We start from the raw sequence: 23,585 nt of genomic DNA on the forward strand, positions 1-23,585 counted from the left end.
AATATGTGACAATAAATCACCAATGAAACGCTCTGACCTCCCCTATCTCGACGATCTGCGCGCCTTTGATGCAACCGCACGCACCGGTTCCGTCCGATCCGCTGCCGAAGAGCTCTCCCTCACGCATGCCGCCGTCAGCCGCCGCGTCTCAAGGCTGTCGGAGGCCGTCGGCGCCCCGCTTCTGGAGCGGGACGGCCGCGGTATCCGGCTGACGGGGGCGGGCGAGGCCCTCAGCGATGCCTGCCGGCGCAGCTTCGATGATCTCACCCGCACGATTGCCACAATCCGGGAGGCACAGCAGGAGGGACCCGGCGCCGTCCTGCTCTCCTGCGAACGATCCGTTGCCATGCGCTGGCTGATCCCGCGCCTTGCCGCCTTCGAGGCGGCCCATCCCGATATCGCCATCCATCTGTCGGTTGGTGGCGGCGCCATGGATCCACGCCGCGACGCCGGCATCCTCGCCCTCCGCCGACTGGATTTCCCGCTCGACCCAGCCTGGACCGTCCGCCCGCTCTTTCCCGAACGGGTCGGCCCGGTGATGACCGCCGCAATGCACGCCCGCTTCACCGCCGGCGACTACACCGCGCTCATCTCGAAAACCCGCCCCGACTCCTGGGACACCTGGCTCGCCGCCCACCCGGACGCCCCACGCCCGAAAGACCGCCGCGAACTGGACCATCACTTCCTCAACGCCGAAGCCGCCTCAAGCGGGCTCGGGGTTGGGTTGTTGCCGGAAGTGGTAGCTCTGGATGATATCGGTCGGGAGCGGCTGGTGGCGCCGTTTGGATTCAGCGCGGATGGGTCGCGGTATGGGCTTATCCATCGGGGGGCGCTAAGTGCGCAGGCGAAGGTGCTGGTGGGGTGGTTGGAGGGGATTGCTGGGGAGCTAGGATGGGTCTTGGTGTAAAAAGTAGATGCCGGGTCCTATCAGTATGTAAGAGAAATTTTCGGTAGCATTGACGCGTTCGGGTGTATGCCGAGATCGATTTATTTGGCACAGTGAGCAGTGAAGTAATTGGCTTCTTACCGGCATAGCCGCAAACCGAGTGCTTGATTTCAGCTTTGTGTCGCCAAATCAGAATTCGCCTTGCCCCTTACCCCGATTGCAATCCCAAAAAACAACATTCAATAGATCAGAACAAATGGCAGATACTCGGACAAAATGTACTTCTTTTCCGGCTTCGCTAATGACCTCTTTTTCACAGAAAAACTTTGCTGTCGCTGAAAAAAATGCCCTAATTAAGCTATGAGCAGATTTTTGACAAAACTCCTGCCAATTGATCAACCGCTAGAAGATCAAGATTTTTATGCCACTTTTTCGGGTGATAATTACCTGTTACGAATAATCTATCATCCGGCTGGCCATACCGAGATCTGAAATGTCGTGCCCAACCGGATGGATTTCGCATTAAAGATCGGCTGGAAATTACCAGAATTACTTCAGAGTTTTCTTTCCAGAGAAGGCGCAGAAAAAACTCGAATCGTTCCCTTTCAAATTCCGGTTTGTTTTGATCGTAAAATGTTGAAAAGTGTATAAATACTACACTCGGGACACTCGGAACAAATAAATCCTTAGCAAAATCACTAATGTGTTGCTTAACCAATTCTCCAGAGCGACCCCCTGAAAGCGTATTATCAAACAAAGCAATACGAGTATTTGGAAACTTGGTCGACAGCAAAGACCTTAGACGCTCAACGGAAGTTGAGCGATTACCTTTCCTTTGATTGTACGTTGCACCATCCACAATGACGGCACTCACGCGCGCGCAGTCGACAGCATTGACTTCTGACACTGTCGAGAACAAAATTACTACGGCAGTCGAAAGTAAAAACGCGGAAAACTGATACAAGTTTTTACACAAATGCATGGACATGAGGTAAATTTGGCATGAGTGAGGAAACGAATCAAGTACCAAGACAAGGAGATTTAGATATAGGCGCAATGCGCCGTCTATGCACTTATTGCATAGCAATTGGCGTTCAAATAGATGATAAATTAGTCGATAGATTGTATAGACTAGATAACTCACATGGAAGCGAAGAAAATCAAGCGGAAGCCACAAAAATTTTGAAAGAAATTACTGCTGCAACTAAACCAATAACGATTCTTACTGTGCCATCTTTTACGCCAGAAGATGTAAAGCGATACAAGAACTCTATACTAAATATTGCAATATGGGCGCTCGGTGGCCTTGCCTTCACTACAGCAATTTGCATAGTTTTTCGCACGAGTATCTTGTCAGATCCTGACTGCCAAGCTTCTTACTGGTGCTATCCTACGTGGAGTATCGCAATCATATTGTTTGGCACTGCCTTGGGTGTGATTGGAGCCGCATGCGCGGAGCTTTTCGCAGCATCGGCGTATTCAACTTCTGATGTGGCAGCACATTTCGATGAGTATCAGGGAAAATCGAGAATTATCTTGGGTTCAATTTTGGGATGGGTTGTTACACTTACGATTTCACGAAGTTATCTTGACGTTGTTTTCAACTTTCAATCTACAGAAGATCAAAGCGCCTTAGAGATCAGTCACTATGCAATGATATTGTTGCCGTTTTTGATGGGCTACAGTAGTGGATTGGTGTCAACCTTGCTCCGAAACCTAATTTCGGCAGCTCAGGCGATGTTCGGCGCGTCGTCATCACGCGGGTAACGTTAAGTAAAACACTGCTGCATTTTGTACGCGACACCCGTCAATTTGGCCGCCGACCAATAGTTTGCCACTCAATGCAAGAGTTTAGACCTGCGCGCGGTAAAACCAACGCGACAAGGTCAGACGTATATTCGCATACGCAAGCTGAATACCGAAGGGCTCATAGTCCCAAAACTCCCCCTCACCGCCCCGCCGACGCCAACCGGATATGGCTCTGCGTTTCCGCCACTTCCGGCAGGGCCCTGATCTCGTCCAGCGTCCTGTCCAGCAGTTTCAGCGAGCGCATCCGCAGCTCCGCGACCAGGTCGAACGCGCCGCTGAGCGTGTGGATGTCGGTGATCGCCTCGATGCGGCGGAGCGCGGCCTGGGTGGCGCGGCAGTCGTCGGCGGTGAGGCGGATCAGGGGGAAGGCGCTGATCTGGTGGTCCTCGTCCGAAGGGCCGAGCTCCACCTGTCAGCGGTGAACCAATTTCTGAGGCTACATCCGGTCGACCCGGCTCTGGACGGAACCGCGCGAGACGCCCAGCTTTTCCGCAAGATCGGTTACGGACATATGGGCATCTCTTGTCAGCAGAGGAAGCAGACAGCCGTCGTGACGGCCCTCGAGCCGCCCCTGCCCACTGAAGCAGGAATGCAGAGACAGCACGCTTGGCCCCTCACAAGACCGGCATCCCTTAGAGAAAGTCATCCCGTCTTGGCGTGAAGCAGTCGACCAGGCGGCCGGGTTCCAGGCAGACACAGCCATGTGTCAGCCCGGAGGGAATGACGAAGCTGTCCCCGGCCGAGACCTCCCGCTGTTCGTCTCCGAGGAAAAACCTGAACCGGCCGCTTTCGACAAAGGTCGACTGCACATGCGGATGATTGTGGAGCGCGCCTTCGGCGCCTGCATGGTCGAAGCAGAAGGCCACCATCATCAGGTCCGGATGATCGGCCAGAACCTGGCGGGTGACCCCGTCCCCTGTTTTCACGACTTGAAACTCGGTCACTGTCGGTTTCCTTCCCTTTCGCGATCAGCTGAAAAACAGGCCGCCATTGATGTCGACATTGGCGCCGGTCACGAAGGACGCGGCGTCCGTTGCCAGAAAGGCAACGAGATTGGCGACATCCTCAGGCGTGCCCTGTCGCTTCAAGGGCGTCGCTGCCTCCACGGTCCTGCGCACCTCCGGTTTGGTGAAGATATTGTGGAAGTCGGTGTCGATCATGCCGGGACAGAGCGCATTGACCCGGATATCCGGTCCGAGCTCCTTGGCAAGCCCGCGGGTCAGCGTCATGACGGCGCCCTTGGACGCCGCATAGGCCACAGCGCCGCCGCCGCCGCCATCGCGCCCGGCCTGACTGGCAATGTTGACGATTGCCCCCGACGTCATGTGGGGAAGGCACGCCTTGATCATCAAAAACGTGCTGGTCAGGTTGAGATCCATCACGGCCCGCCAATGCTCCAGCGACATGTCGGCAATGGTCTTGCGGGCAATCAGACCGCCGGCATTGTTCACAAGCACATCAAGCCCGCCGAATTCGGCAACGGTTCTGTCGACCAGTGCCTGAACGCCGGATTCACTGTTCAGGTCGCCTTGAAGTGCGAAGGCCCTGCCGCCCGCCGCTGCAATCGCGGCAACGGTCTCCTCTGCGCCCGCGCTGCTGGAGAAATAGTTGATGGCGACAGCTGCGCCTTCTTCGGCAAGTTTCAAGGCGCAGGCCCGGCCGATATCCCGGCCGCCTCCCGTGACGATGGCGGTTTTTCCCTCAAGTTTCATGACTTTGTCCCTGAACTGGTGTGATGTCGCCGGGAATCCCGGCAGCGAGTGGTGTTTCGCCCATCTTCGCGGCCAGCGGGCCGCGGCTTGAAACCTTTCCTTTTCCATCCGGCCGTTCACTCGAACAGCGAGGGCAGGAACATGGAGAAGGCGGGCACGTAGGTGATCAGCATCAGCGCTACGAACAGCGCCAGATAGAAAGGCCAGATGGATTTGAGCGCTTGCTCGATCTTTATCTTGCCGACCGCACAGCCGACGAAGAGGCAGGTACCGACCGGCGGAGTGCACAGGCCGAGACCGAGATTGACCAGCAGCATGATGCCGAACTGGACCGGGTCCATGCCGAGTTCTCTGGCGATCGGCAGGAAGATCGGCGTACAGATCAGGATCAGCGCCGCCATGTCCATGATCATGCCGAGCATCAGCAGCATGAGGTTGATCATCAGCAGAATGACGATTTTCTCCTCGGAGATCCCGAGCAGGAATTCACTGAGCTTTGCCGGCACCTGATAGAGCGCCAGCAGATAGGCAAAGGAACTGGCAAAGCCGATCAGGATCATGACCATGGCGGTCGTTCTGAGCGCCGACGTCACCGACACCACGAAACTGTCCCAGTCGAGGCTCCGATAGGCAAAGGCTGTCAGCAGAAGCGCGTAGATCGCGCCAAAGGCACCGGATTCGGTGACGGTAAACACGCCCGACAACACACCACCGACAATGATGACCGCGGTGATCAGCCCGGGAATGGCAGCAATCGCCGTCTGCCCCACCACGCGCCAGCCCGGAAAGGGTTCGGACCCGTAATTGTGTTTCAGAGCCACGGCATAGGCAGCGATGGCCAGACAGACGCACATCAGGATGCCGGGAATGACGCCGGCCAGGAACAGCTTGGAAATGGATATCCCGCCACCGGCCGCGACCACGAAAATGATCATGTTGTGGCTCGGCGGGATGACGATCCCGGCAATCGAGGAGGTTACGGTGACATTGACCGCGTAGTCGGGTTTGTAGCCCTTGCCCTTCATCACCGGAATGAGCAGTGAGCCAAGAGCGGAAATGTCGGCAATCGCCGATCCGGAAATGCCGCCGAACAGCATGCTGGAAAAGATATTCACCGAAGCCAGGCCACCGCGGACATGCCCGACCAGCGCCGAAGCAAGCTTCACCAGCCGAGCGGCAATGCCGCCATGCAGCATCAGTTCACCGGCAAAGACGAAAAACGGGATCGCCAGCAACGAAAAGGACGCAACGCCCGAGATGGACCGCTGAAACGTCATCAGCAGTGGAAAGCCTTCGTACCAGAACGCCGCTGCGGCCGAGATGCCCATTGCAAAGGCGACGGGAACGCCCAGAAGCACACTGATACCGAATACGCCAAGCAGGATTGCGAGACCCATTTTAGATTACCTTCCTGTCTTCGTAGATCTCGCCGCGCAGCAGGTAATGCCCCCTTAAAAGGACCCGCGCTCCGGCAAACACAATCATCAGCCCGCCGCACAAGACGGCCGAGAGAGTTCTGAAACTTTCAGGAATGTTCAGCATCGGCAGCCGCGTGGACCAGCCGAATTCAAAGAGCTCAAGACACGCGGACAACATGACGGCGCCGAACAGCGCCAGGCACAGGTCGGTCAGGAGCAGAAGCCCCTGCCGCAGGCGCGCGGGCAACGCATCCCGCAGCAGGGTAACACCCAGATGAGACTGCTCATGGACGCCGATGGCAGCCCCGAGAAAGGTGATGTAGCAAATCAGCAACAGAGCAAGTTGCTCGACCCAGGTCGGGGTCTGGTTCAGGACATAGCGTCCGAAAACCAGCCAGCCGAAGGTCGCGACCAGAACGACCAGGGCAACCGAACCAACCAGAACGCAGAGGCGCTTCAGGCGATCAAGCCATATTTCGAGCTGATGCCAGACGTTCACATGATGCGGCATTTTTGCGGCTCCAGAACCTGCAGGGCCGCGCCGGAGGAGTTGGCGCAGCCCCGGGGTAACGCTGTTTACTGCGCGTTTCTGAACAGGTCGACCAGGCCGACCAGGTTCGGGTTCTGCTCAAGGAAGGCATCATAGACCGGAGCCATGGCTGCCTGGAACGCAGCCTTGTCCTCAACCGTGTTCACGGCAACACCACCTTCCTCGACCTTGGCCATGCTCGCCGCTTCGCGGTCCTGCCAGAGCTTGCGCTGCAATTCCGTGCTGTTGCGGCCTGCCTCCCGGACAATGTCCTGCTGCTCCGCCGTCAAGGCATCGAAGGTCTTTTTGCTCATGCAAAGGCATTCGGGAATGATGAGGTGCTCTGTCAGGGAATAGAACTTGGCAACCTCGAAGTGATTGGTGGATTCATAAGACGGCGGATTGTTTTCCGCCCCGTCCACGACGCCCGTCTTGATGGCCTGATAGACTTCAGCAAAAGCCATCGGTGTTGCATTGCCGCCCATGCTGTCCACCATGCCAACAAACAGGTCGTTGTTCATGACGCGGATCTTCATGCCCGCCAGGTCTTCCGGCTCCTGAATGGATTTCATCGAGGTGTAGAAGGACCGGGCACCGGCGTCGTAATAGCCAAGCGCGACGATGCCCTTCGCTTCCAGTCCCTTGCTCAGGGCCGCCCCGGCCTCGCCGTCCATGAGTTCATACATCTGCGGCACGCTTTTGAAGATGAACGGCAACGAGACAACATTGGTTTCGGGAACCACCTGCCCCATCGGCCCGAGGCTGAACACGCCGAAGTCCACGACACCGAGCCGGACCTGCTCAATGGCATCCGGCTGGGATCCGAGCACGCCGCCATGAAAGACCTTGCCGGTGATCTCGCCATTGGTCTTTTCACTGACCTCCTTCACAAAGGCTTCCATGCCGTGAGAGACGGGATAGTCCTCCACATGAATGTTCCAGCCGCGCAGCTCCTTCGCCTCGGCAGACAGACCCGCCGCGGATGCCGCGATTGCGGCAACAAAGGCGACGCCCAGCTTCAATGATTTCATACCGGTCATGAGTTCCTCCCTGTTTGACCAGGCTAGACGATACGTACTTTACAAATTTTTACAAGTTGAAAAATGAAGTGAACAAATTCTTTTTGAAGAACGACACTAAGTATCTGTTTTAAATAATGTTTCCCATATCTTCAGTTTATGGTGATAGGTGTTTCGGCTTGTAAATCAGCTCTTTTTAATCGATTTATTTTTCCGGACAGTTCGATATTTCAGTCCCGATTGCGTCTCCCAGGCTGTCCGCCCAGGCGTGTTCCAATCAGCCGGAACTGAGCCATGGCGAGAGCAATCCTCTCTGGTGCCGGGATCGAAACTGCAGCATTTAAAATCGTATAACTTATTAGAATATATTGATTATTAAGATCATGAAGTTTCTCTTCAGCTCTCGATTGTCACGACCTTCCAATTGGAACAGGTCCACCGTCACTTGTAGAGCGAAACAGAACCAACAACCCGCAACTCACAAAAATTACAACTTATTGACAAGTTGGCGATCTAAGAGTAGTCGTTTCAAACGACGACACACCCCTGGAATACACAGATGATGGACCCTGCCGATGTCAGACCTTGAAGAAGGGGCTTTTGACAAGCTCATGAGTGTCAGCACCGCGACGCTCACCACGGTTTTGTTCAAAAGAGGATTGAAAAACATCTACTTGCAAGGGGTTTCCAGACTGCGCCCGGGACCGAACATGGTCGGGCCCGCCTATACTCTGAGATACATTCCCGCACGCGAAGACCTGGATCATCTTGCCTCTTTCGCGGATCGTAACAATGCCCAGCGCAAGGGAGTGGAGGAATGCCCGTCTGGCGCCGTATTCATGATCGACTCGCGGATGGATGCATCGGCCGCATCCGCCGGCTGCATTCTCGCCACACGGCTTCAGGCGAGAGGGTGCCGCGGCATCGTCACGGACGGCGGCTTCAGGGACACGCCCGACATTGCGGAACTCGACATGCCCGCCTTCCATTCCCGTCCGAGTGCACCGACCAACCTGACGAAACACCACGCAGTCGCCGTGAATGATCCCATTGCCTGTGGCGGGGTCTCGGTCTTTCCCGGCGACATCATTGTTGGAGACAATGAAGGTGTTGTGTGCATCCCACGCCATATGGCAAACGAAGTTGCAAATGAAGCTGCAGAGATGACTGTCTTCGAAGACTTCGTGCTAGACATGGTCAAACAGGGGGCTTCTACATTTGGGCTCTACCCTCCGACAGATCCTTCAACCAAGGACAGGTTCAACACGTGGCGTCTGGCAAAAGGAAAATAGAGAAAAAAGCGGCAAGTGACGGTTCCATGCGCGACCGGTCGCTGTCCGACCGCGCCTATGAGAATATCCTTGCCAAGATCATGGACGGCGACGTGCCGGTCGGTGCAAAACTGCCGTCCGAACAGGTTTTGTGCACCGAATTCGGCATGTCCAGACCAGTGCTTCGCCAGGCCCTGAAACAGTTGCGCGAAGATGACGTCATCGTTTCCCGGCAGGGCTCCGGTTCCTTCGTCAAGCGGCGCCCCGAAGGCGCGGTCCGTGACTTCGCGCCGGTCGGCTCGATCGCCGACATTCAAAGAACCTTCGAGTTTCGGGCCGCTATCGAAGGGGAAGCCGCCTTTTTTGCCGCGCAGCGCCGGACTGACACAGACCTTGCCGACATGCGCGGCACTCTGGACGAACTTGACCGATGTATCCGGGAAAGCGAGTTGGGTGTCGCTGCAGACGAGGCCTTTCATGTTGCGGTGTGCAATGCCGCCGACAACAAGTATTTCGCAGCCGCCCGGTCCTCCATGCAATCGAACATCCTGACCGGCATGAACCTCACCCGCAATCTGTCGCTCACCAAACCGCAGACGCGCATGAAACTGGTTCAATCGGAACATTACGACATCTACGATGCGATCAAGGCGTCCGATCCCGAAGCCGCCCGGCAGGCGATGCGCGATCACGTCGAAAATGCCAGGAAACGCATTTTCGAAGGCTGATCTTTCCAGGGAACTGCCCCCTCACCGCCCCGCCGACGCCAACCGGATATGGCTCTGCGTCTCCGCCACTTCCGGCAGGGCCCGGATCTCGTCCAGCGTCCTGTCCAGCAGTTTCAGCGAGCGCACCCGCAGCTCCGCGACCAGGTCGAACGCGCCGCTGAGCGTGTGGATGTCGGTGATCGCCTCGATGCGGCGGAGCGCGGCCTGGGTGGCGCGGCCGTCGTCGGCGGTGAGGCGGATCAGGGTGAAGGCGCTGATCTGGTGGTCCTCGTCCGAAGGGCCGAGCTCGACCGTGAAGCGGTGGATCACCTTCTGGTGCTGGAGCCGGTCGATCCGGTTCTGCACCGTGCCGCGCGACACACCAAGCTTTTCAGCCAGATCCGTCGCAGACATGCGGGCATCGCGCGTCAGAAGGTGAAGCAGGCGGTGGTCGAGATCGTCCATGTGGTTTCCTGAAAGCCGGGTTTATGGGCCGCACCAAGCCTGACAAAATGTCAGAAAACTAGCTTTTTGAAAAGTTTTTTGCCGTTTTGTTTGGCACCAAATCAGCTCCTAATAGGCCCAACGGGCGTTTTTCGACCCGTGCTTCGGCGCGGGTGGAAAAAACGCCGTCAGGGGAACAATCGGGCAAGGGCAGCTCCGAAGAAGGGCGCCTTTCGCCAGGGAGCAGAGACATGAAAAAAATCGCGGTACTGGGTCTGGGCAAAGTGGGAGCGCTGGCCGCGCGGCTATTACATGACAGCGGCTTTGAGGTCATCGCCTATGACCAGCACGCCCCGCGCGAGGAGATGCCGTTTGACATTCGCTCGGCAGACCTGAAGGCCTATGACAGCCTGGAAAAGATCGTCGCGGATGTCGACGCCATCCTTTCCTGCCTGCCCTATCAGCTCAATGTCGGTGTTGCGACCGCCGCCCATGCCGCCGGCATTCACTATTTCGATCTGACCGAGGACGTGCCGACCACCAAGGCGATCATAGAGATGAGCGAAACCGCCAAGGGCCTGATGGCGCCGCAATGCGGTCTTGCGCCGGGCTTTGTCGGCATTGTCGGCGCCAAGCAGATCGGCGACTTTGATGAATGCCGCTCCTGCCGCATGCGTGTCGGCGCGCTGCCGCAGAACCCGACCGGGCTGATGGGCTATGCCTTCAACTGGTCACCGGACGGGGTCGTCAACGAATATCTCAATGATTGCGAGGTGATCGAGGATGGCGTGCGCAAATGGGTCTCGCCGATGGAATGGCTGGAGACCATCTATATCGACGGCATGAAGCTGGAAGCCTTCACCACCTCCGGCGGCCTCGGCACCATGTGCGAGACCTATCTCGGCAAGGTCGCCAATATCGACTACAAGACCATGCGTTACCCGGGCCATGCGGAGCTGATGAATTTCTTCTTCCACGAACTCCTGATGCGCGAGCGGCGCCAGGAGGCCGGCGAGATCCTGGTCCATGCCAAACCGCCGACCGACAACGATGTTGTTTATGTGCATGTGGCGTCCGAAGGCACCATCGACGGCCGTGCGCGCCGCGAGGAATTCGTGCGGGCCTATAAACCCATCGAAATCGGCGGCAAGATGCGCACGGCGATTGCCTGGACGACATCTGCATCCGTCGTTGCCGTCATCGAAATGGTGCGCGACGGCAAACTGCCGGACCACGGCTTCCTGCGTCAGGAAGACATCCCGCTGGAAGCGTTTTTGAAGACACGCACGGGCTCGCTTTACGCGGCAGGGTAAGCCTCTCTGCCGGCTGGAAAGCAAGACCTCTCCCTGGCACCGAGGACAAACAAAGCGCAGATCCGGGGCCCGGTTTGCCGGAACGTCCGCGATCAGACAAATAAATCCCGGTAATGACCGGATCCCGCTCCTGGCTGCGCCAAACCGGGATGACAATGGTGGGTGGCGGCGCGAGACCGCCGACACTTGACAAACCTTCCCCGGTCCCCTCTTTCGCGGAGAGGAATGTGCTGCCGGGGAAGCGGTTCACGCGTCACCCTGCCTTCGGGCTCAGACCACCGGATCAATCACCAGAAGCAGCCTTGCGCCGATGTCCTTCGGCATGGCGGGCGAGCGGTGCAGGAGGCCGGTGCTGTCCACATCAGGCCAGAGCCGTCCCCGAAAGAGGCCAACAGCCCCGGTGCGGACCTGACGGATCCGGCCGGGATCGCCTTCCGCTCCCTCCGGCACATAGTCCGTCCCCGGCCCGCGATAGCTGCACAGCAGCCGGGCGACCACATTGTCGATGTGAAATTTCGGGCACATGACCTCTTCGGAGACATCAAGGCGGAGGCGGATCTGGTCCACCCGCAGGGTCTTGGCCACCATCAAGGCCAGGGCGCCAACGTCGCCGGCCAGCATGTCCAGTTCCGGCCCGGTGGGCGTTCCGGCCGTTTCGGCAGCGGCCAGTACGGCCGCCTCGGCGAGATGCACCGGGACAACGGTCGCCAGTTCCGGCAGCTGATCGACGGTAAGCCCGTCGATCCAGCCCTGGAAGTCCGGCGCCGGTGTGCGCGCCCAGATCGAGGCGGCCACCGACGGCAGATGAATGTCATCGAGAATATCCGGCTCGCGGCCGATAAGGACATCGCGGGCCAGCTGGTCTCCGGCTGAATATCGGGTCTCTGCCAGGCTCATGCCGCGGCCTCGGCCCGCCTGAAGGGCGGGAACGGATCCGGCAGGCCGGCAAAGGCTGCAAGATCGTTGCCCTGAAGTTCCGGGATCAGGCAGGCGTCGAGGCGGCTTTTCAGCGCCGGCCAGTCGATGCCCGCACCGATAAAGACCAGTTCCTGACGCCGGTCGCCGAATGGCTCGACCCATTGGGCGCGGGCATAATCGTGGGCGCGCGGGTCGTTCGGCCATTTCTCCGGCGGCACCGAGGCCCACCATGTGCCCAGCGGGCTGATGCTGGACAGCGCACCTGCCAGTGAAAACTCGATCACGAAATCGGGCCGGCTACCGATCCAGAAATGCCCCTTGGCGCGGATGACGCCCGGCAGTGCATTGTTGAGCAAGGTGTGTATCTTCTGCGGATCGAAGGGGCGGCGCGCCCGATAGACGAAAGACGCCACGCCGTATTCTTCCGTCTCCGGCACGTGCTCGGCAAAACCATAGAGTTCCTTGGCCCACATCGGGTGTTCATGGGCCTTTTCAAAGTTGAAGAGACCCGTATTGAGGATCTCCGACGGGGCGACCTCGCTGTAGTCGGTTTCCAGGATCCGGGCATCGCCATTGAGGCTGCGGATAATCTTGCGGGCGGCGTCCACCTGGGACGGTTCGGCGACGCTCACCTTGTTGAGTACGACCACGTCGGCAAATTCGATCTGGTCGGTCAGAAGATGCACCAGCGTGCGCTCATCTTCCTCTCCCAGGACCTCGCCCCGGTCCCGCAGGAAGTCATGGCTTGAATAGTCCTTCAGCAGATTGACCGCATCCACCACCGTGACCATGGTGTCGAGGCGGGCGACATCGGCGAGGCTCTGGCCGTCTTCGTCGCGAAACTCGAAAGTGGTGGCCACCGGCAGCGGCTCGGAAATGCCGGTCGACTCGATCAGGAGATAGTCGAACGCGCCCTCTTCGCTGAGCCGTCGCACTTCCTGCAGGAGATCGTCCCGCAACGTGCAGCAGATGCAGCCATTGGACATCTCCACCAGTGTTTCCTCGGTCTGGCTGAGCTCCGCACCGCCGGCCCGCACCAGATCCGCATCGATATTCACCTCCGACATGTCATTGACGATGACGGCGACTTTGAGGCCTTCCCGGTTGTTCAGGATCCGGTTCAACAAGGTGGTTTTGCCAGCGCCCAGAAATCCCGACAGCACCGTCACGGGCAAACGTTTGTCCGGCATGACATCTCTCTCCATCAGATGTTATGTTATTACATTTCACCTCCCTACACCAATAGGTGTTTCGCTGGCAAGCTGGTTTCGGTGATCGTCCAGAATGGCATCATGCCAGAGAGGCCCTTATCGGCCTGAGGTGGCGGGGCGCGCACGTCTCCTACAGGTCTCACGACTGAACGCAGAGACCGCCGGTTGTCCGGATGCTTTGACGCAAAAGACGGGAAGTCAGGAACCTGTCGAGCGGTTCATTCGGCGCGCCATCCCAGGTTTGGACTTCAGCAGAAAATCCTGTTCATGGGCGCTCAGCGTGGCCTGACCGCCTGGGGTCAGGCGGCAGCTCCCGGGCCGATCACCCGATTGCGGCCGGCTTCCTTGGCCTCGTAGAGCCGCTGATCCGCCGTCCGGAACAGGTCCTCGACCGTGTGACCGTCAATCGGGGCCGACGCGACACCGACACTGACGGTCACCTTCTCCGGCAGATAGACCTTGGTGAAGCGTTCGATGGTCTTGCGCAGCCGCTCGGCGAGCGAAAGCGCTCCGTCGACAGGAAGTTTTTCGCACATAAGTACGAATTCCTCGCCGCCCACCCGATAAAGGTGATCGTCGGAGCGCAGATTGTCGGTCAGAAGCCGCGAGACGGTTTTCAGCACCTCGTCGCCGGCCTGATGGCCAAGCCGGTCATTGACCTGTTTGAAATGATCAATGTCGATCACGAGCAGCGACAAGGGGCGCTCTGCAAGCAGGTTCCGCTCCAGAATGCCCGGTGCATTCTGGTCATACTGGCTGCGGTCCAGCGCCCCGGTCAGATGATCGCGGATGGAGGCTTCCAGCAGTTGCTGATAGCGTTCACGGTAGGTCAGAACCTGGAAGACATCCTTCAGCGGGCGGTTGGTCAACCAGCCCTTTTCCGTGTCGAAATATTTCAGATAGAGGACGAACAGCACCGTGTAGACAACGGTCGCTACCATCTTGGCGGCCCAGCCGCCGAAAAACACATGGCCGGGCGCGCCGGAGACATAGTGCAGCGCCAGGAAGAACCCGGCCTGATCGAAGGTCAGCACAACCGCGCCGCAAATCAGAAATCGCAGCCCCAGATGGCGCCCGAGCCAGTCGCCGAGCCGCTCGTAGAGAATGATGATCAGGATGCTGTCGAGAAACAGCAGCACTGTGCCCCAGACCATCAAAAGGCCCATTTCGTCGATAAAGGCGAAGTCCGGACTGTTGCCGTTGGTGACGTTGACCGTGTCATGGTAGCGCAGGATCATCACCAGCCCGACGATCAGGAAGTTGCCGATCAAAAGGCCGTAGATCGGCTGGCGCACCACAAGCGCATCCTCACGGATGTAGAGCAGCAGGATCATCAGCAGCTTGCCGGAGAACAGCACGGTCGAGCCCGGCGAAACGATGCCGAAGGGAAGCTGAATGTAAAAGACGCTGGCAAGATAGGTTTCCAGAAAATGCATGACGCCCAGCGCGCACATGAACACGCCGATACCGATCGCCTTGCGCGCCCTGAGCAAGCTCATCATGACGGTGAAATAAACAGCCGCCTGAGCGAATAGAAGGAGTGCGTTGGACGTGGCCATGAACAACCCGGATCTGGTTACTGGAATAATGTATGCATCGATTCCCGTTCATCGCGAAAACCAAAACCGGTTTTGGTGATGCAAACGCTGGAAATCATTCGAATCGGCAGAATTCTGCGCCCCGCGCGCTCATACTGCAAAAGCGGGACGACGCATATTCCGGAGAAATACGGTATCGCAGCGCTCACGGCAGCCCGGTTTTCCAGGCAGTGCAGTGACGGAGGCTGGACTGCGGCAAATAGTGGGCTCCCAAACGGCATCAATCTGGTATGAGATCCCACACCAGATCCTTGCAGCCCAAGCAGTGAGTTTCCTGCATGCAGCAACAGGCGAATAACAGCCAAGGCCACTCAGTGCCTTCGCCCCTTGAGGCGCAAGCCTATCTGCCACAGGGCAATCTGATCGTTTTCGACGGGATCTGCATTCTGTGTTCCGGCTTTGCCCGTTTCATGGCCCGGCGTGACAGAAAAGCCGGGTTCCGGTTTGTCGATGCCCACTCCAAAACCGGACGTGCCCTTTACCTGGCCCATGGGCTCGACCCGGATCTGATGGAAACCAACATCGTTCTTCTTGATGGGAAGGCTTTTATCAAGCTGGCCTCGTTCACTGCCGCCATGCGCAGCCTGGGCTGGCCCTGGCGGGTTCTGACGGTGCTTGACCTTCTGCCGACCGGTTTCGGCAACTGGCTCTATGACCGGATTGCACGGAACCGCTACCGGTTCGGCCAGCGCACCTGCCCTTTGCCGTCAGCCGAACTCAAGGAACGATTGCTTGACTGACGCCCCTTCCAGGAAGCGGATCGTTATTCTCGGCGGCTATGGTGTGTTCGGCGGCAAGCTGGCCATGGCCCTCTTGCGAAGCAAAGACTTTGAGGTCGTCGTCGCGGGGCGCAGCCTCGAACGGGCACACATCTTCTGCAACAGCCATGGCGGCAGCCCTGCAGTGCTGGACCGGGCAGCCCCGGATTTTGCGCAAGGCCTGAAAGCCCTGTCCCCGTTCGTGACCATCGATGCCGCCGGCCCGTTTCAGGCCTATGACCAGGCGCCATACAGGGTCGCAGAAGCCGCCCTTGCTGCCAATAGCCACTATCTGGACCTCTCCGACGATGCCAGCTTTACGGCCCGCATCAGTGCCCTGGAGGAGAGGGCAACTACGGCCGGTTTGACCGCCCTGTCCGGCGTCTCCAGCGTTCCGGCACTTTCTTCTGCCGCGGTTGAGGCGCTGATCGAGAATTTCTCCCGCCTCGACCTGATCGAGAGTGCGATCCTGCCCGGCAACCGCGCCCCGCGTGGTCTCTCCGTGATGCGCGCCATTCTGGACCAGACCGGGCGGCCCCTTGCCGTTTTTCGCGACGGGTCTGAGGTTGCCGTTTCCGGCTGGTCCGGGCTTGCCCGGCGCCGGATCGGCCCTGGAGATGCGACCGGCCTGCCATTGCGCTGGACCAGCTTCATCGGCGCACCGGATCTCGCGCTCTTTCCGGACAAATACGGCGCTCGCACCGTTCTGTTTCGCGCCGGGCTTGAGCTCCCCGTCATGCATCTCGGCCTCTGGGCCCTCTCCTTTTTGGCGCGCCTGCGGCTGATGCGCTCGCTGGAACCGCTGGCACGGCCTCTGCAGACAATCGCCGACTGGCTGGAACCGCTTGGCACCGACCGCGGCGGCATGGAAGTGCGCCTTGCCGGGCTCGATCTGGAAGGCAAGCCGCTTGACCGGCGGTGGACACTGATCGCGGAAGCGGGCGATGGTCCGCATATTCCGGCCGTTGCTGCTGCGATCCTGTGTCAAAAGCTGGTCAAGGGCACAGTTCCCCCCGGAGCCCGTGCCTGCCTCGGCGAGATCTCCCTGGAGGAAGTCTCGGAAGCAACGCGTCATCTCAGTGTCACCACGCATATCGAGATCCAGCGTCAGCCCAGCCTGTTTCAGCAGGCACTCGGCCCGGCCTTCGAGGCCTCGCCCCAGCCGGTCAAGGATCTTCACACCGTCTTCGACAAGCGCTGCTGGTCCGGCGAGGCCAGGGTCACGCGCGGCAGCTCTTTCCTGGGCAGACTGGTCTGCCGGGTCGTCGGCTTTCCAGCGCAGACTGACAGCACACCGGTCTCGGTGACAATCGAGCGGCGCGGTGACTGCGAGATCTGGGAACGAGACTTTGGCGGCAAGGTCTTCACCTCCGTACTCAGTCTGAAAGGCAAGCCAGGCACCGGCATCGTGCAAGAGCGGTTCGGGCCGATGACATTCGATATTCATCTGAACGGCCAACATGGAACCCTGGCCTTTCCCGTGGCACGCGGCCGGGTTTTGGGCTTGCCACTGCCGCGCTGGCTGCTACCGGTCAGCGAGGCAACGGAGACAGCCAAGGGCGGTGTCTTCCACTTTGATGTCAGAATATCGCTGCCCCTTGCCGGGTTGCTGGTGCGCTACCAGGGAAAGCTGGAGGAGACTGCATGCCGAAAAACAACGACCGTCAGGCCTGCTGGTTGAAGCGCAACGCTTGGCGCTTTGTAATTGCGATTGAGTGTGCCTGCGCCGGCGCTGCGGTGTCCCTTGCAATTGCAACGACGTTGTTCGCGTCTCGAGCCAATGATTGGGCAGAACTGGCGTTTTTCGCGGCGATAGGTGTCGCGGGAGGCTTTCCCGCTGGCCTTGTTCTCTCCGGAGGTTTCGGCCGCTCGGGTCAAGACGGCTGGATACTGGCCACGGCGACCGCGTTTTTCTGCCCAATCCTGGCTGGTGCCCTTATCGGAACGCTCGTCTTTCCTGGGATTGGCACTGTCGTCGGTGGCGCGATCGGCTTTCGAACCTACACATTTCCGCTTTCCTTCGCCGTTTGGCTCGTGTGTCTGGTGCTCATTCAGCTGCATGCACGTCAAGTCCGTCCGCGCCGGATCACGGCCCCTGCCAAGAGACAAGTACCTTGAAAACATTGTCTCTAGTGACAATTTCTTGTTTGACTTCAAGACCTTTTGAAACAATCTTTCGATCCTGACCCAACCCCTTCAACCTTGATCGCAACCGTTTCAACCGGAATTCGAGCCATGTCCGCCGTCTCGCGCCTGTCCGTCAATGTCAATGCCGTCGCCATGCTGCGCAATCGCCGCAACCTGCCCTGGCCGAGCGTCACCGGTCTGGCCGCTCTTGCGATGGAAGCCGGGGCTAAAGGCATCACCGTGCACCCCCGACCGGACGAGCGTCACATCCGCAAGACCGATGTGTTTGAGCTGTCCGAACTGATCGAGGACCGGTTCCCGAACAAGGAACTCTGCCTGGAAGGCTACCCTTCACCTGATTTTCTGAAGCTGGTCGAAGACGCCCGCCCGGAGCAGGTCCTGTTCGTGCCCGACGATCCGGAGCAGACGACTTCCGATCATGGCTGGGATTTTTCAAAAGACACCGGCGCGCTTGAAACGGCGATTGCCGCGTCCAAGGAATGGGCCGTCACGGTATCGCTGTTTTGCGATCCGGACCCGGCGGCACCGGAACACGCTGCGCGGCTCGGCGCGGAACGGATCGAGATCTATACCGGTCCCTACGGCGCCTGTTTCGACGATCCGGCGAAAGCCGACAAGGAACTCGACCGGATCGTGGCGACGGCCGAGGCCGCACGCGCCAACGGCCTTGGCGTCAATGCCGGCCATGACCTGACGGTCGACAACATTCCGGCGCTTCTGGCACGCGCGCCCTTCATCCGCGAAATGTCGATCGGACACGGCTTTACGGCCGATGCCTTGATCCACGGCTTTGCCGGCAGCGTCGAGCGGTTCCGCCGTGCCATGGGCGAGGTCTGAATGGAGGCTTCGCTGGAGCGGCAGATCGGTTTTCTCCTGGAGACCGACAAGCTGAAGGAAGTGGTCCGGCTCAACCAGCTGGCCGGCGGCAACCGCCGGGAGACCACCGCCGAACATTGCTGGCATGTGATCCTGCAGACGCTGACCCTTGCAGACCACGCGCTGCCAGGGACCGATATCCATCACGTGATCAAGCTGCTTGCGGTTCACGACCTTGTGGAGATCGACGCCGGCGACCATTGGGTGACCGATGCCAACCGGGCCGACATCAAGGCGCGTGAACAGGCGGCTGCCGAGAGACTATTCGGCCTGCTGCCTGAAGACCAGGCATCGGAATTCAAGGGCCTCTGGCTCGAGTTCGAAGCCGGCGAGACGCCGGAAGCCCGGTTTGCCAATGCCATGGACGCTCTGCATCCCATGGTGCTGGTCTTTGCCTCCGGCCAGCCGGAGCCCACCCATGAACCCTTGTCGGCCGACACCATGCGGCAGACGAAGGAAGCCCGCCTCTCGCCCTTCCCGGGGCTTTGGTCTTATGCCCAGGATCTCCTGGCAAAGGCCGTCCGGGACGGCCGCCTCCTGCCCTGACGGGCCCGCTTTTTTTTGATCCGGCCTGCCCCGCTTCAGGCCCCTTTAAGGATTGTCCGATGCCGATTGATCTTTGGCTGCTGTTTATTGCTGTTTCCCTGCTGCCGGCCATCAGCCCCGGCCCGGCCGTCATGCTGGCGCTGTCCAACACGCTGCGGTTCGGCCGCAACGCAACGCTTGCCTCAGCCAGCGGCAATGCCCTTGGCCTTGTCGTACTCGGGTTCGCCGTGGCGCTCGGCTTTGGCGCAATCATGGCAGCCTCCGCTCTTGCCTTCACCGTCCTGAAAATCATCGGTGCCGCCTATCTGATCTTCCTTGGCATCAAGATCTGGCGCGACAAGACAACCTTTCAGCTGCAGGACGGCGTCCTCACCGCGCGCAAGAGCTCTTGGAAATTGTTCCTGGAAGCCTTTCTGGTCTCCGTCACCAATCCAAAGGCCATCCTGGTGATCACGGCCCTCTTCCCGCAATTCATGCGGAACGACCGTATCGACCTGCTGGAAATCACCGTGCTGTCGGTTACCTATGCGGCGCTCTGTTTTGCCAACCATGCCGCCATCGCCTTCGCCGGCGGCCACATGCGCCGTTTCCTGACCTCCGCAAGGCGCATGCTCTGGGTCCGCCGTGTCACCGGCGGACTGTTTGTCGGCTTCGGCGCAGCGCTGGCCTCCGCCAGCCGCTAGGCCGCAAGAGCGCCCCTCCCCGCTTAGAATGGAAGCGGGGCATTGTCCGTCACTTCCTTCATGACAAAGAATGTGCGCGTTTGCCGGACGCCCGGCAACGCAATCAGCTTCTCGCCGTGCAGCTTGTTGAAGTCGGCCATGTCGCGCGCACGGATCTTCAGGAAATAGTCGAAGTCGCCGGCGACCAGGTGACAATCCAGAATGAAGTCCGCTTTGCGGATCACGTCTTCAAATTCGGCAAAGCTCTGGGGTGTAGACCGGTCGAGAACCACACCGACGATCACCAGCGCGGACCGGTCGACCCGCTCGGGATCGATCTGGGCATGCACGCCCTTGATATAGCCGTCTTCGAAAAGACGCTGGGTGCGCCTGTGACAGGTGGCCGGGCTCACATTGACCAGACCGGCAAGATCCGCATTGCTGAGGCGGCCATCCTGCTGCAAGTGTTTCAGAATCTTGCGGTCAATCCGGTCGAGCGCATCTGTCATGAAAAAATCTTCCGATTTGCAATCAATTCTTCAAATTAAACACAATTTCAACGCCAAATCATCTTCCTAAAGACTCAAAATCACACCCGCTTTCGAGAGCACCTTTCATAAAGAAGCTGCCATGATTCAGACCTCTTTCGAACAGAGGTGCCAATCATGAATCTTGAAAAGTTTAAACGCTACCCGCTGACATTCGGCTCGACCCCGATCGAACATCTCCCGCGCCTTTCCGAGGCCCTCGGCGGCAAGGTGGAGATCTACGCCAAACGGGAAGACTGCAATTCCGGGCTGGCCTTTGGCGGCAACAAGCTGCGCAAGCTCGAATATATCGTGCCGGATGCCATTGCCTCGGGCGCCGACACGCTGGTCTCCATCGGCGGCGTCCAGTCCAATCACACCCGCATGGTGGCGGCCACTGCCGCCAAGATCGGCATGAAATGCGTGGTGGTTCAGGAAAAATGGGTACCGCACCACGACGCTGTTTACGACCGTGTCGGCAACATCCTGTTGACGCGTCTGATGGGAGCCGATTCACGCCTCGTCGAAGATGGTTTCGACATCGGCATCCGAAAAAGCTGGGAGGAGGCCATGCAGTCGGTGCGGGACAGCGGCGGCATCCCCTATGGCATTCCGGCTGGCGCTTCGGTGCATAAGTTCGGTGGCCTGGGCTATGTGCGATTTGCCGAAGAAGTCAGGACCCAGGAAGAAGAACTGGGCTTTTCCTTCGACTACATCATCGTCTGTGTCGTCACCGGTTCGACACAGGCCGGCATGATTGTCGGCTTCGCCGCCCAGAACCGTGCGGACCGGGTGATCGGGATTGATGCTTCCGGAACCCTGGAAAAGACACGGCAACAGGTGCGTCAGATCGTCGACACAACGGCAGAACTCGTGGAGCTCGGCCGGTCGGTGCGAGAAGACGAAATCCTCATCAACCCGGACTACGCCTATCCGGCCTATGGCGTGCCGTCGGAGGAAACCAATGCCGCCATCCGCCTTGCGGCAAAAACGGAAGCCATGATCACGGACCCGGTCTATGAGGGCAAGTCGATGCAGGGCATGATCGACCTGGTCCGGACTGGCAGCATCCCGGCAGGGTCACGGGTTCTCTACGCCCATCTGGGCGGCGCCCCTGCCCTCAACGGCTACAGCTCCTATTACAAGGACGGCTAGGCAGCGCGAAGCCGGGACAAAAGAGCATTCAGGACGTTCCTGAATGCTCGCACGGCCTTTCAGGCCGCCTCGGCCCGCTTCATCTTCTGATGCTCGTCCTCCACCAGACCAATTTTCCAATAACCGGAAATATAGGTATCACGTTTGGGAACCTGCCGCTCATTGTGCAGGTGATCCCGCAAGGCCCGGATCACCGAGCTTTCGCCTGCAATGCAGGTCTGAACAGTCCCGCTCGGCCAGTCGAGGGACTTGACGAGGTCCACCTGCGCCATCGACGCACGGTGCTGCTCCGGCTGGACCAGCCAGCGCAGCTCGATGCCGGCCGGCGCGGCGATGTCACGAATGTCCTCTTCGGTCGGCACTTCGAAAACCGCCAGCCCCTTCGCATCTGACGGCAGGGCCTCCAGGGTGGCTTCAACCACCGGCATGGCCGAGAGATCGGCGGCCAGCAGGTACCAGTCGGCGTAAAACTCGGTCAGTTTCGGTTGGCTCGGCCCCATGAAGCCAAGGAAAGATCCGGGCTTTGCCGCCTGTGCCCAGCGGGTGGCCGGACCATTGTCACCATGCGCGACAAAATCAATGTCGAGTTCCTGGCTGTCTTCCCGATAGGCACGAACCGTATAGGTGCGCACGGCGTGGATCTTTTCCTTCGGTGCGTCCGGGGCGAAATAAGCCTCGAATTCAGCCCGGCTTTCACCGTCGCGTGGCAGGACAAGCTTGCAATTGGCGCCGTGATGGCCCTTCGGAAACCCTTCCAGCTCGGGACCGGCAAAGGTCACCCGGATCAGGTTCGGGCTGAGATGATAGGCGGTTTTGACAGTCAGAAACCGGGGACGGCGTTTCGGAAGCCTGGCCAAGGGGCACCTCTTAAATGCTGAGTTAATTTCTCAGGATTTAGCACTTGTGGCGCGGGAATAAAAGGGGGGTGGCTGAACGAAGGGAGAAGAGAGGTGAAGTTACCCGCGTTCCTTCCGTTGTCATCCCGGTTTGGCGCAGCCAAGACCGGGATCCAGTAAGCCGAAGAAACAGTTGTTTTGCACTGGACCAATCCGGTCGTTGGACCCCGGCTCTCCGCTGCGCTGCAGCCGGGATGACACCAGGGCCTGCTTGAGCCTTCCAGAGAGGCGTTGCCGTGTTGGCCCTCCCTTGCGAATGCTCGCCACCGCCCTCCCAAATCGAGAGGGTCTCCCCAGGTGTCACCCCGGGCGAGCGAAGCGAGACCCGGGGCCTAATCGTTTCCAGAGAGCTTGATCCCTTCACAGCGAGCCTTCTCGGAAGTTTAGACATCTTGCGATTCAGCAAGCAGGCCAGCGAGTAGGCCCCGGCTCTACTCTGCGCTGCGCTTGGCCGGGGTGACATTGAGGCAGAACGGCGCACCACTTGTGACGACCTGAAACAGTGTCTCCAAGCTGCCGGTCCCGCCTCGCCACACCGTCTCAGTCGGTGTCCTCATCCCAATGAATTGATGACAAAGAAAGGCTTGATGCAGCGCTCCCGCTCACTGGTAGCAAACAAAAAAAGCCCGCCTGGCGGCGGGCTCAAGGAGAGGAGAATACAGGGAGGGAGCATCAATCCCGGATGATCGGCTCGGTCAGCTCGCTCGGGTTCTTTTCCTTGATGATGTCCCAGTTGAGCGTCGCCTTTCGGATATAACCCGGAATGTCTTCCTCGAAACGCTCCTGAACCTTGTGGGAGTTGTTCAGGTAGAGCTTGCCGTCGACGATCGACCAGGCATCCGGGATGACCGGAACCTTGAAGCCCATGGCCGCGCCAAACGCGCAGAAGCCGCCATATTGCGGGGCATATTTCGCAGGATCGGCTGCGAACTTGTCGCGGTTTTCTTCCGAAGAGAATTTCCAGGTCACTTCGTCATAATCGTAGGTGAACTGGTCGGACCCGGCAACGGGCTTGCCTTCGGTGAAATAGGCAACCGGATCAGTGCCACCAATGGCAGCCCCATCCTTGGTGAAGGTGGTGATTTCATCAGCCGATGCTGTGAAGGCGGCGGCGGAAAAGAGGGCAGTGAGCCCCAGAAGAACGGATTTGGACGTATAGAGCGGCATCAACGTCTCCAAGAG

The 23,585-nt window shown here is 59.0% G+C and carries 27 protein-coding genes; 12 read left to right on the top strand and 15 right to left on the bottom strand.

Features of this window, described 5'->3' with window-relative positions; all coding sequences use genetic code 11:
* Positions 1-22 precede the first annotated feature (22 nt).
* Complete coding sequence (locus ACO6TG_RS05725) at positions 23-907, top strand: LysR family transcriptional regulator (protein ID WP_422377290.1); 885 nt, start codon at positions 23-25, stop codon at positions 905-907.
* A 337-nt stretch (positions 908-1,244) separates the two neighbouring features.
* Here ACO6TG_RS05725 and ACO6TG_RS05730 read toward each other — a convergent pair whose 3' ends face one another.
* Positions 1,245-1,874 carry a hypothetical protein gene (locus ACO6TG_RS05730; RefSeq protein ID WP_422377291.1) on the bottom strand — a complete coding sequence of 210 codons (630 nt, stop codon included), beginning with the start codon at positions 1,872-1,874 and terminating at the stop codon, positions 1,245-1,247.
* Between the two features lie 14 nt (positions 1,875-1,888).
* Between ACO6TG_RS05730 and ACO6TG_RS05735 the strand changes: the two genes are divergently transcribed.
* On the top strand, positions 1,889-2,653 hold the full coding sequence (locus ACO6TG_RS05735) for a hypothetical protein (RefSeq protein ID WP_422377292.1): 765 nt from the start codon (positions 1,889-1,891) through the stop codon (positions 2,651-2,653).
* Between the two features lie 181 nt (positions 2,654-2,834).
* On the opposite strand, the gene ACO6TG_RS05740 is transcribed toward ACO6TG_RS05735, so the two are convergent.
* From ACO6TG_RS05740 to ACO6TG_RS05770, 7 genes are all read right to left on the bottom strand, one after another.
* The gene (locus ACO6TG_RS05740) at positions 2,835-3,104 is read right to left on the bottom strand and encodes an Lrp/AsnC ligand binding domain-containing protein (RefSeq protein ID WP_422377293.1); all 270 of its coding nucleotides are present in this window, start codon (positions 3,102-3,104) and stop codon (positions 2,835-2,837) included.
* Between the two features lie 27 nt (positions 3,105-3,131).
* Entirely contained in the window at positions 3,132-3,299 is a 168-nt protein-coding gene (locus ACO6TG_RS05745; protein ID WP_422377294.1) for an AsnC family transcriptional regulator, read from the bottom strand.
* A 28-nt stretch (positions 3,300-3,327) separates the two neighbouring features.
* Positions 3,328-3,639, bottom strand: a complete 312-nt coding sequence (locus tag ACO6TG_RS05750) for a cupin domain-containing protein (protein ID WP_422377295.1) — start codon at positions 3,637-3,639, stop codon at positions 3,328-3,330.
* Positions 3,640-3,663: 24 nt separating this feature from the next.
* Positions 3,664-4,407, bottom strand: a complete 744-nt coding sequence (locus tag ACO6TG_RS05755) for an SDR family NAD(P)-dependent oxidoreductase (protein WP_422377296.1) — start codon at positions 4,405-4,407, stop codon at positions 3,664-3,666.
* 116 nt (positions 4,408-4,523) lie between these two features.
* Positions 4,524-5,804: a TRAP transporter large permease gene (locus ACO6TG_RS05760; protein WP_422377297.1), complete on the bottom strand. Its 1,281-nt coding sequence runs from the start codon at positions 5,802-5,804 to the stop codon at positions 4,524-4,526.
* Between the two features lies 1 nt (position 5,805).
* Entirely contained in the window at positions 5,806-6,336 is a 531-nt protein-coding gene (locus ACO6TG_RS05765) for a TRAP transporter small permease (protein ID WP_422377298.1), read from the bottom strand.
* Positions 6,337-6,401: 65 nt separating this feature from the next.
* The gene (locus ACO6TG_RS05770; RefSeq protein ID WP_422377299.1) at positions 6,402-7,394 is read right to left on the bottom strand and encodes a TRAP transporter substrate-binding protein; all 993 of its coding nucleotides are present in this window, start codon (positions 7,392-7,394) and stop codon (positions 6,402-6,404) included.
* A gap of 554 nt (positions 7,395-7,948) precedes the next feature.
* On the opposite strand from ACO6TG_RS05770, the gene ACO6TG_RS05775 reads away from it, so the two are divergent.
* Both ACO6TG_RS05775 and ACO6TG_RS05780 read left to right on the top strand, forming a co-directional pair.
* The gene (locus ACO6TG_RS05775; RefSeq protein ID WP_422377300.1) at positions 7,949-8,665 is read left to right on the top strand and encodes a ribonuclease activity regulator RraA; all 717 of its coding nucleotides are present in this window, start codon (positions 7,949-7,951) and stop codon (positions 8,663-8,665) included.
* A gap of 26 nt (positions 8,666-8,691) precedes the next feature.
* Positions 8,692-9,372, top strand: coding sequence for a FadR/GntR family transcriptional regulator (locus ACO6TG_RS05780; protein WP_422377301.1), 681 nt, complete (start codon positions 8,692-8,694; stop codon positions 9,370-9,372).
* A 21-nt stretch (positions 9,373-9,393) separates the two neighbouring features.
* Here the strand turns inward: ACO6TG_RS05780 and ACO6TG_RS05785 are convergent, their stop codons facing one another.
* A complete protein-coding gene (locus tag ACO6TG_RS05785) occupies positions 9,394-9,816 on the bottom strand; it encodes an Lrp/AsnC family transcriptional regulator (RefSeq protein ID WP_422377302.1) in 423 nt (140 codons plus the stop codon).
* Positions 9,817-10,046: 230 nt separating this feature from the next.
* Between ACO6TG_RS05785 and ACO6TG_RS05790 the strand changes: the two genes are divergently transcribed.
* Complete coding sequence (locus ACO6TG_RS05790; protein ID WP_422377303.1) at positions 10,047-11,108, top strand: saccharopine dehydrogenase C-terminal domain-containing protein; 1,062 nt, start codon at positions 10,047-10,049, stop codon at positions 11,106-11,108.
* Positions 11,109-11,378: 270 nt separating this feature from the next.
* On the opposite strand, the gene ACO6TG_RS05795 is transcribed toward ACO6TG_RS05790, so the two are convergent.
* The 3 genes from ACO6TG_RS05795 to ACO6TG_RS05805 form a co-directional block, all read right to left on the bottom strand.
* On the bottom strand, positions 11,379-12,005 hold the full coding sequence (locus tag ACO6TG_RS05795) for a DUF1826 domain-containing protein (RefSeq protein ID WP_422377304.1): 627 nt from the start codon (positions 12,003-12,005) through the stop codon (positions 11,379-11,381).
* Positions 12,002-13,216 carry a GTP-binding protein gene (locus ACO6TG_RS05800; protein ID WP_422377305.1) on the bottom strand — a complete coding sequence of 405 codons (1,215 nt, stop codon included), beginning with the start codon at positions 13,214-13,216 and terminating at the stop codon, positions 12,002-12,004. Before ACO6TG_RS05800 ends, ACO6TG_RS05795 begins: the two co-directional genes overlap by 4 nt.
* 320 nt (positions 13,217-13,536) lie before the next feature.
* The gene (locus tag ACO6TG_RS05805) at positions 13,537-14,796 is read right to left on the bottom strand and encodes a diguanylate cyclase (protein WP_422377306.1); all 1,260 of its coding nucleotides are present in this window, start codon (positions 14,794-14,796) and stop codon (positions 13,537-13,539) included.
* 353 nt (positions 14,797-15,149) lie between these two features.
* On the opposite strand from ACO6TG_RS05805, the gene ACO6TG_RS05810 reads away from it, so the two are divergent.
* From ACO6TG_RS05810 to ACO6TG_RS05835, 6 genes are all read left to right on the top strand, one after another.
* On the top strand, positions 15,150-15,575 hold the full coding sequence (locus ACO6TG_RS05810; protein ID WP_422377307.1) for a thiol-disulfide oxidoreductase DCC family protein: 426 nt from the start codon (positions 15,150-15,152) through the stop codon (positions 15,573-15,575).
* Complete coding sequence (locus ACO6TG_RS05815; RefSeq protein ID WP_422377308.1) at positions 15,568-17,274, top strand: DUF4166 domain-containing protein; 1,707 nt, start codon at positions 15,568-15,570, stop codon at positions 17,272-17,274. Before ACO6TG_RS05810 ends, ACO6TG_RS05815 begins: the two co-directional genes overlap by 8 nt.
* Positions 17,238-17,711 (top strand): hypothetical protein, encoded by a 474-nt coding sequence (locus ACO6TG_RS05820; protein WP_422377309.1) that lies wholly within the window; start codon positions 17,238-17,240, stop codon positions 17,709-17,711. The genes ACO6TG_RS05815 and ACO6TG_RS05820 overlap by 37 nt, the downstream gene beginning before the upstream one ends.
* 117 nt (positions 17,712-17,828) lie before the next feature.
* Positions 17,829-18,578 carry a pyridoxine 5'-phosphate synthase gene (locus ACO6TG_RS05825; RefSeq protein ID WP_422377310.1) on the top strand — a complete coding sequence of 250 codons (750 nt, stop codon included), beginning with the start codon at positions 17,829-17,831 and terminating at the stop codon, positions 18,576-18,578.
* Positions 18,579-19,163, top strand: a complete 585-nt coding sequence (locus tag ACO6TG_RS05830) for an HD domain-containing protein (RefSeq protein ID WP_422377311.1) — start codon at positions 18,579-18,581, stop codon at positions 19,161-19,163.
* 59 nt (positions 19,164-19,222) lie between these two features.
* Entirely contained in the window at positions 19,223-19,846 is a 624-nt protein-coding gene (locus ACO6TG_RS05835; RefSeq protein WP_094071612.1) for a LysE family translocator, read from the top strand.
* 23 nt (positions 19,847-19,869) lie between these two features.
* Here the strand turns inward: ACO6TG_RS05835 and ACO6TG_RS05840 are convergent, their stop codons facing one another.
* Complete coding sequence (locus ACO6TG_RS05840; RefSeq protein ID WP_422377312.1) at positions 19,870-20,334, bottom strand: Lrp/AsnC family transcriptional regulator; 465 nt, start codon at positions 20,332-20,334, stop codon at positions 19,870-19,872.
* A gap of 153 nt (positions 20,335-20,487) precedes the next feature.
* On the opposite strand from ACO6TG_RS05840, the gene ACO6TG_RS05845 reads away from it, so the two are divergent.
* Positions 20,488-21,507 carry a 1-aminocyclopropane-1-carboxylate deaminase gene (locus ACO6TG_RS05845; RefSeq protein WP_422378845.1) on the top strand — a complete coding sequence of 340 codons (1,020 nt, stop codon included), beginning with the start codon at positions 20,488-20,490 and terminating at the stop codon, positions 21,505-21,507.
* A 59-nt stretch (positions 21,508-21,566) separates the two neighbouring features.
* Here ACO6TG_RS05845 and ACO6TG_RS05850 read toward each other — a convergent pair whose 3' ends face one another.
* Both ACO6TG_RS05850 and ACO6TG_RS05855 read right to left on the bottom strand, forming a co-directional pair.
* Entirely contained in the window at positions 21,567-22,364 is a 798-nt protein-coding gene (locus ACO6TG_RS05850) for a siderophore-interacting protein (RefSeq protein ID WP_422377313.1), read from the bottom strand.
* A gap of 711 nt (positions 22,365-23,075) precedes the next feature.
* Complete coding sequence (locus tag ACO6TG_RS05855) at positions 23,076-23,570, bottom strand: YHS domain-containing (seleno)protein (protein WP_422377314.1); 495 nt, start codon at positions 23,568-23,570, stop codon at positions 23,076-23,078.
* Positions 23,571-23,585: the final 15 nt, after the last annotated feature.

Origin of the sequence: Roseibium sp. (genome assembly GCF_965233565.1) — a bacterium.
Classification (GTDB): domain Bacteria; phylum Pseudomonadota; class Alphaproteobacteria; order Rhizobiales; family Stappiaceae; genus Roseibium.

Bases quoted from the DNA above. Each gene is read 5' to 3' on its own strand.
- ACO6TG_RS05725 (WP_422377290.1), top strand. From the start codon at position 23: ATGAAACGCTCTGACCTCCCCTATCTCGACGATCTGCGCGCCTTTGAT.
- ACO6TG_RS05730 (WP_422377291.1), bottom strand. From the start codon at position 1,874: ATGTCCATGCATTTGTGTAAAAACTTGTATCAGTTTTCCGCGTTTTTA.
- ACO6TG_RS05735 (WP_422377292.1), top strand. From the start codon at position 1,889: ATGAGTGAGGAAACGAATCAAGTACCAAGACAAGGAGATTTAGATATA.
- ACO6TG_RS05755 (WP_422377296.1), bottom strand. From the start codon at position 4,407: ATGAAACTTGAGGGAAAAACCGCCATCGTCACGGGAGGCGGCCGGGAT.
- ACO6TG_RS05760 (WP_422377297.1), bottom strand. From the start codon at position 5,804: ATGGGTCTCGCAATCCTGCTTGGCGTATTCGGTATCAGTGTGCTTCTG.
- ACO6TG_RS05765 (WP_422377298.1), bottom strand. From the start codon at position 6,336: ATGCCGCATCATGTGAACGTCTGGCATCAGCTCGAAATATGGCTTGAT.
- ACO6TG_RS05770 (WP_422377299.1), bottom strand. From the start codon at position 7,394: ATGACCGGTATGAAATCATTGAAGCTGGGCGTCGCCTTTGTTGCCGCA.
- ACO6TG_RS05775 (WP_422377300.1), top strand. From the start codon at position 7,949: ATGTCAGACCTTGAAGAAGGGGCTTTTGACAAGCTCATGAGTGTCAGC.
- ACO6TG_RS05780 (WP_422377301.1), top strand. From the start codon at position 8,692: ATGCGCGACCGGTCGCTGTCCGACCGCGCCTATGAGAATATCCTTGCC.
- ACO6TG_RS05785 (WP_422377302.1), bottom strand. From the start codon at position 9,816: ATGGACGATCTCGACCACCGCCTGCTTCACCTTCTGACGCGCGATGCC.
- ACO6TG_RS05790 (WP_422377303.1), top strand. From the start codon at position 10,047: ATGAAAAAAATCGCGGTACTGGGTCTGGGCAAAGTGGGAGCGCTGGCC.
- ACO6TG_RS05795 (WP_422377304.1), bottom strand. From the start codon at position 12,005: ATGAGCCTGGCAGAGACCCGATATTCAGCCGGAGACCAGCTGGCCCGC.
- ACO6TG_RS05800 (WP_422377305.1), bottom strand. From the start codon at position 13,216: ATGCCGGACAAACGTTTGCCCGTGACGGTGCTGTCGGGATTTCTGGGC.
- ACO6TG_RS05805 (WP_422377306.1), bottom strand. From the start codon at position 14,796: ATGGCCACGTCCAACGCACTCCTTCTATTCGCTCAGGCGGCTGTTTAT.
- ACO6TG_RS05820 (WP_422377309.1), top strand. From the start codon at position 17,238: ATGCCGAAAAACAACGACCGTCAGGCCTGCTGGTTGAAGCGCAACGCT.
- ACO6TG_RS05825 (WP_422377310.1), top strand. From the start codon at position 17,829: ATGTCCGCCGTCTCGCGCCTGTCCGTCAATGTCAATGCCGTCGCCATG.
- ACO6TG_RS05830 (WP_422377311.1), top strand. From the start codon at position 18,579: ATGGAGGCTTCGCTGGAGCGGCAGATCGGTTTTCTCCTGGAGACCGAC.
- ACO6TG_RS05835 (WP_094071612.1), top strand. From the start codon at position 19,223: ATGCCGATTGATCTTTGGCTGCTGTTTATTGCTGTTTCCCTGCTGCCG.
- ACO6TG_RS05840 (WP_422377312.1), bottom strand. From the start codon at position 20,334: ATGACAGATGCGCTCGACCGGATTGACCGCAAGATTCTGAAACACTTG.
- ACO6TG_RS05855 (WP_422377314.1), bottom strand. From the start codon at position 23,570: ATGCCGCTCTATACGTCCAAATCCGTTCTTCTGGGGCTCACTGCCCTC.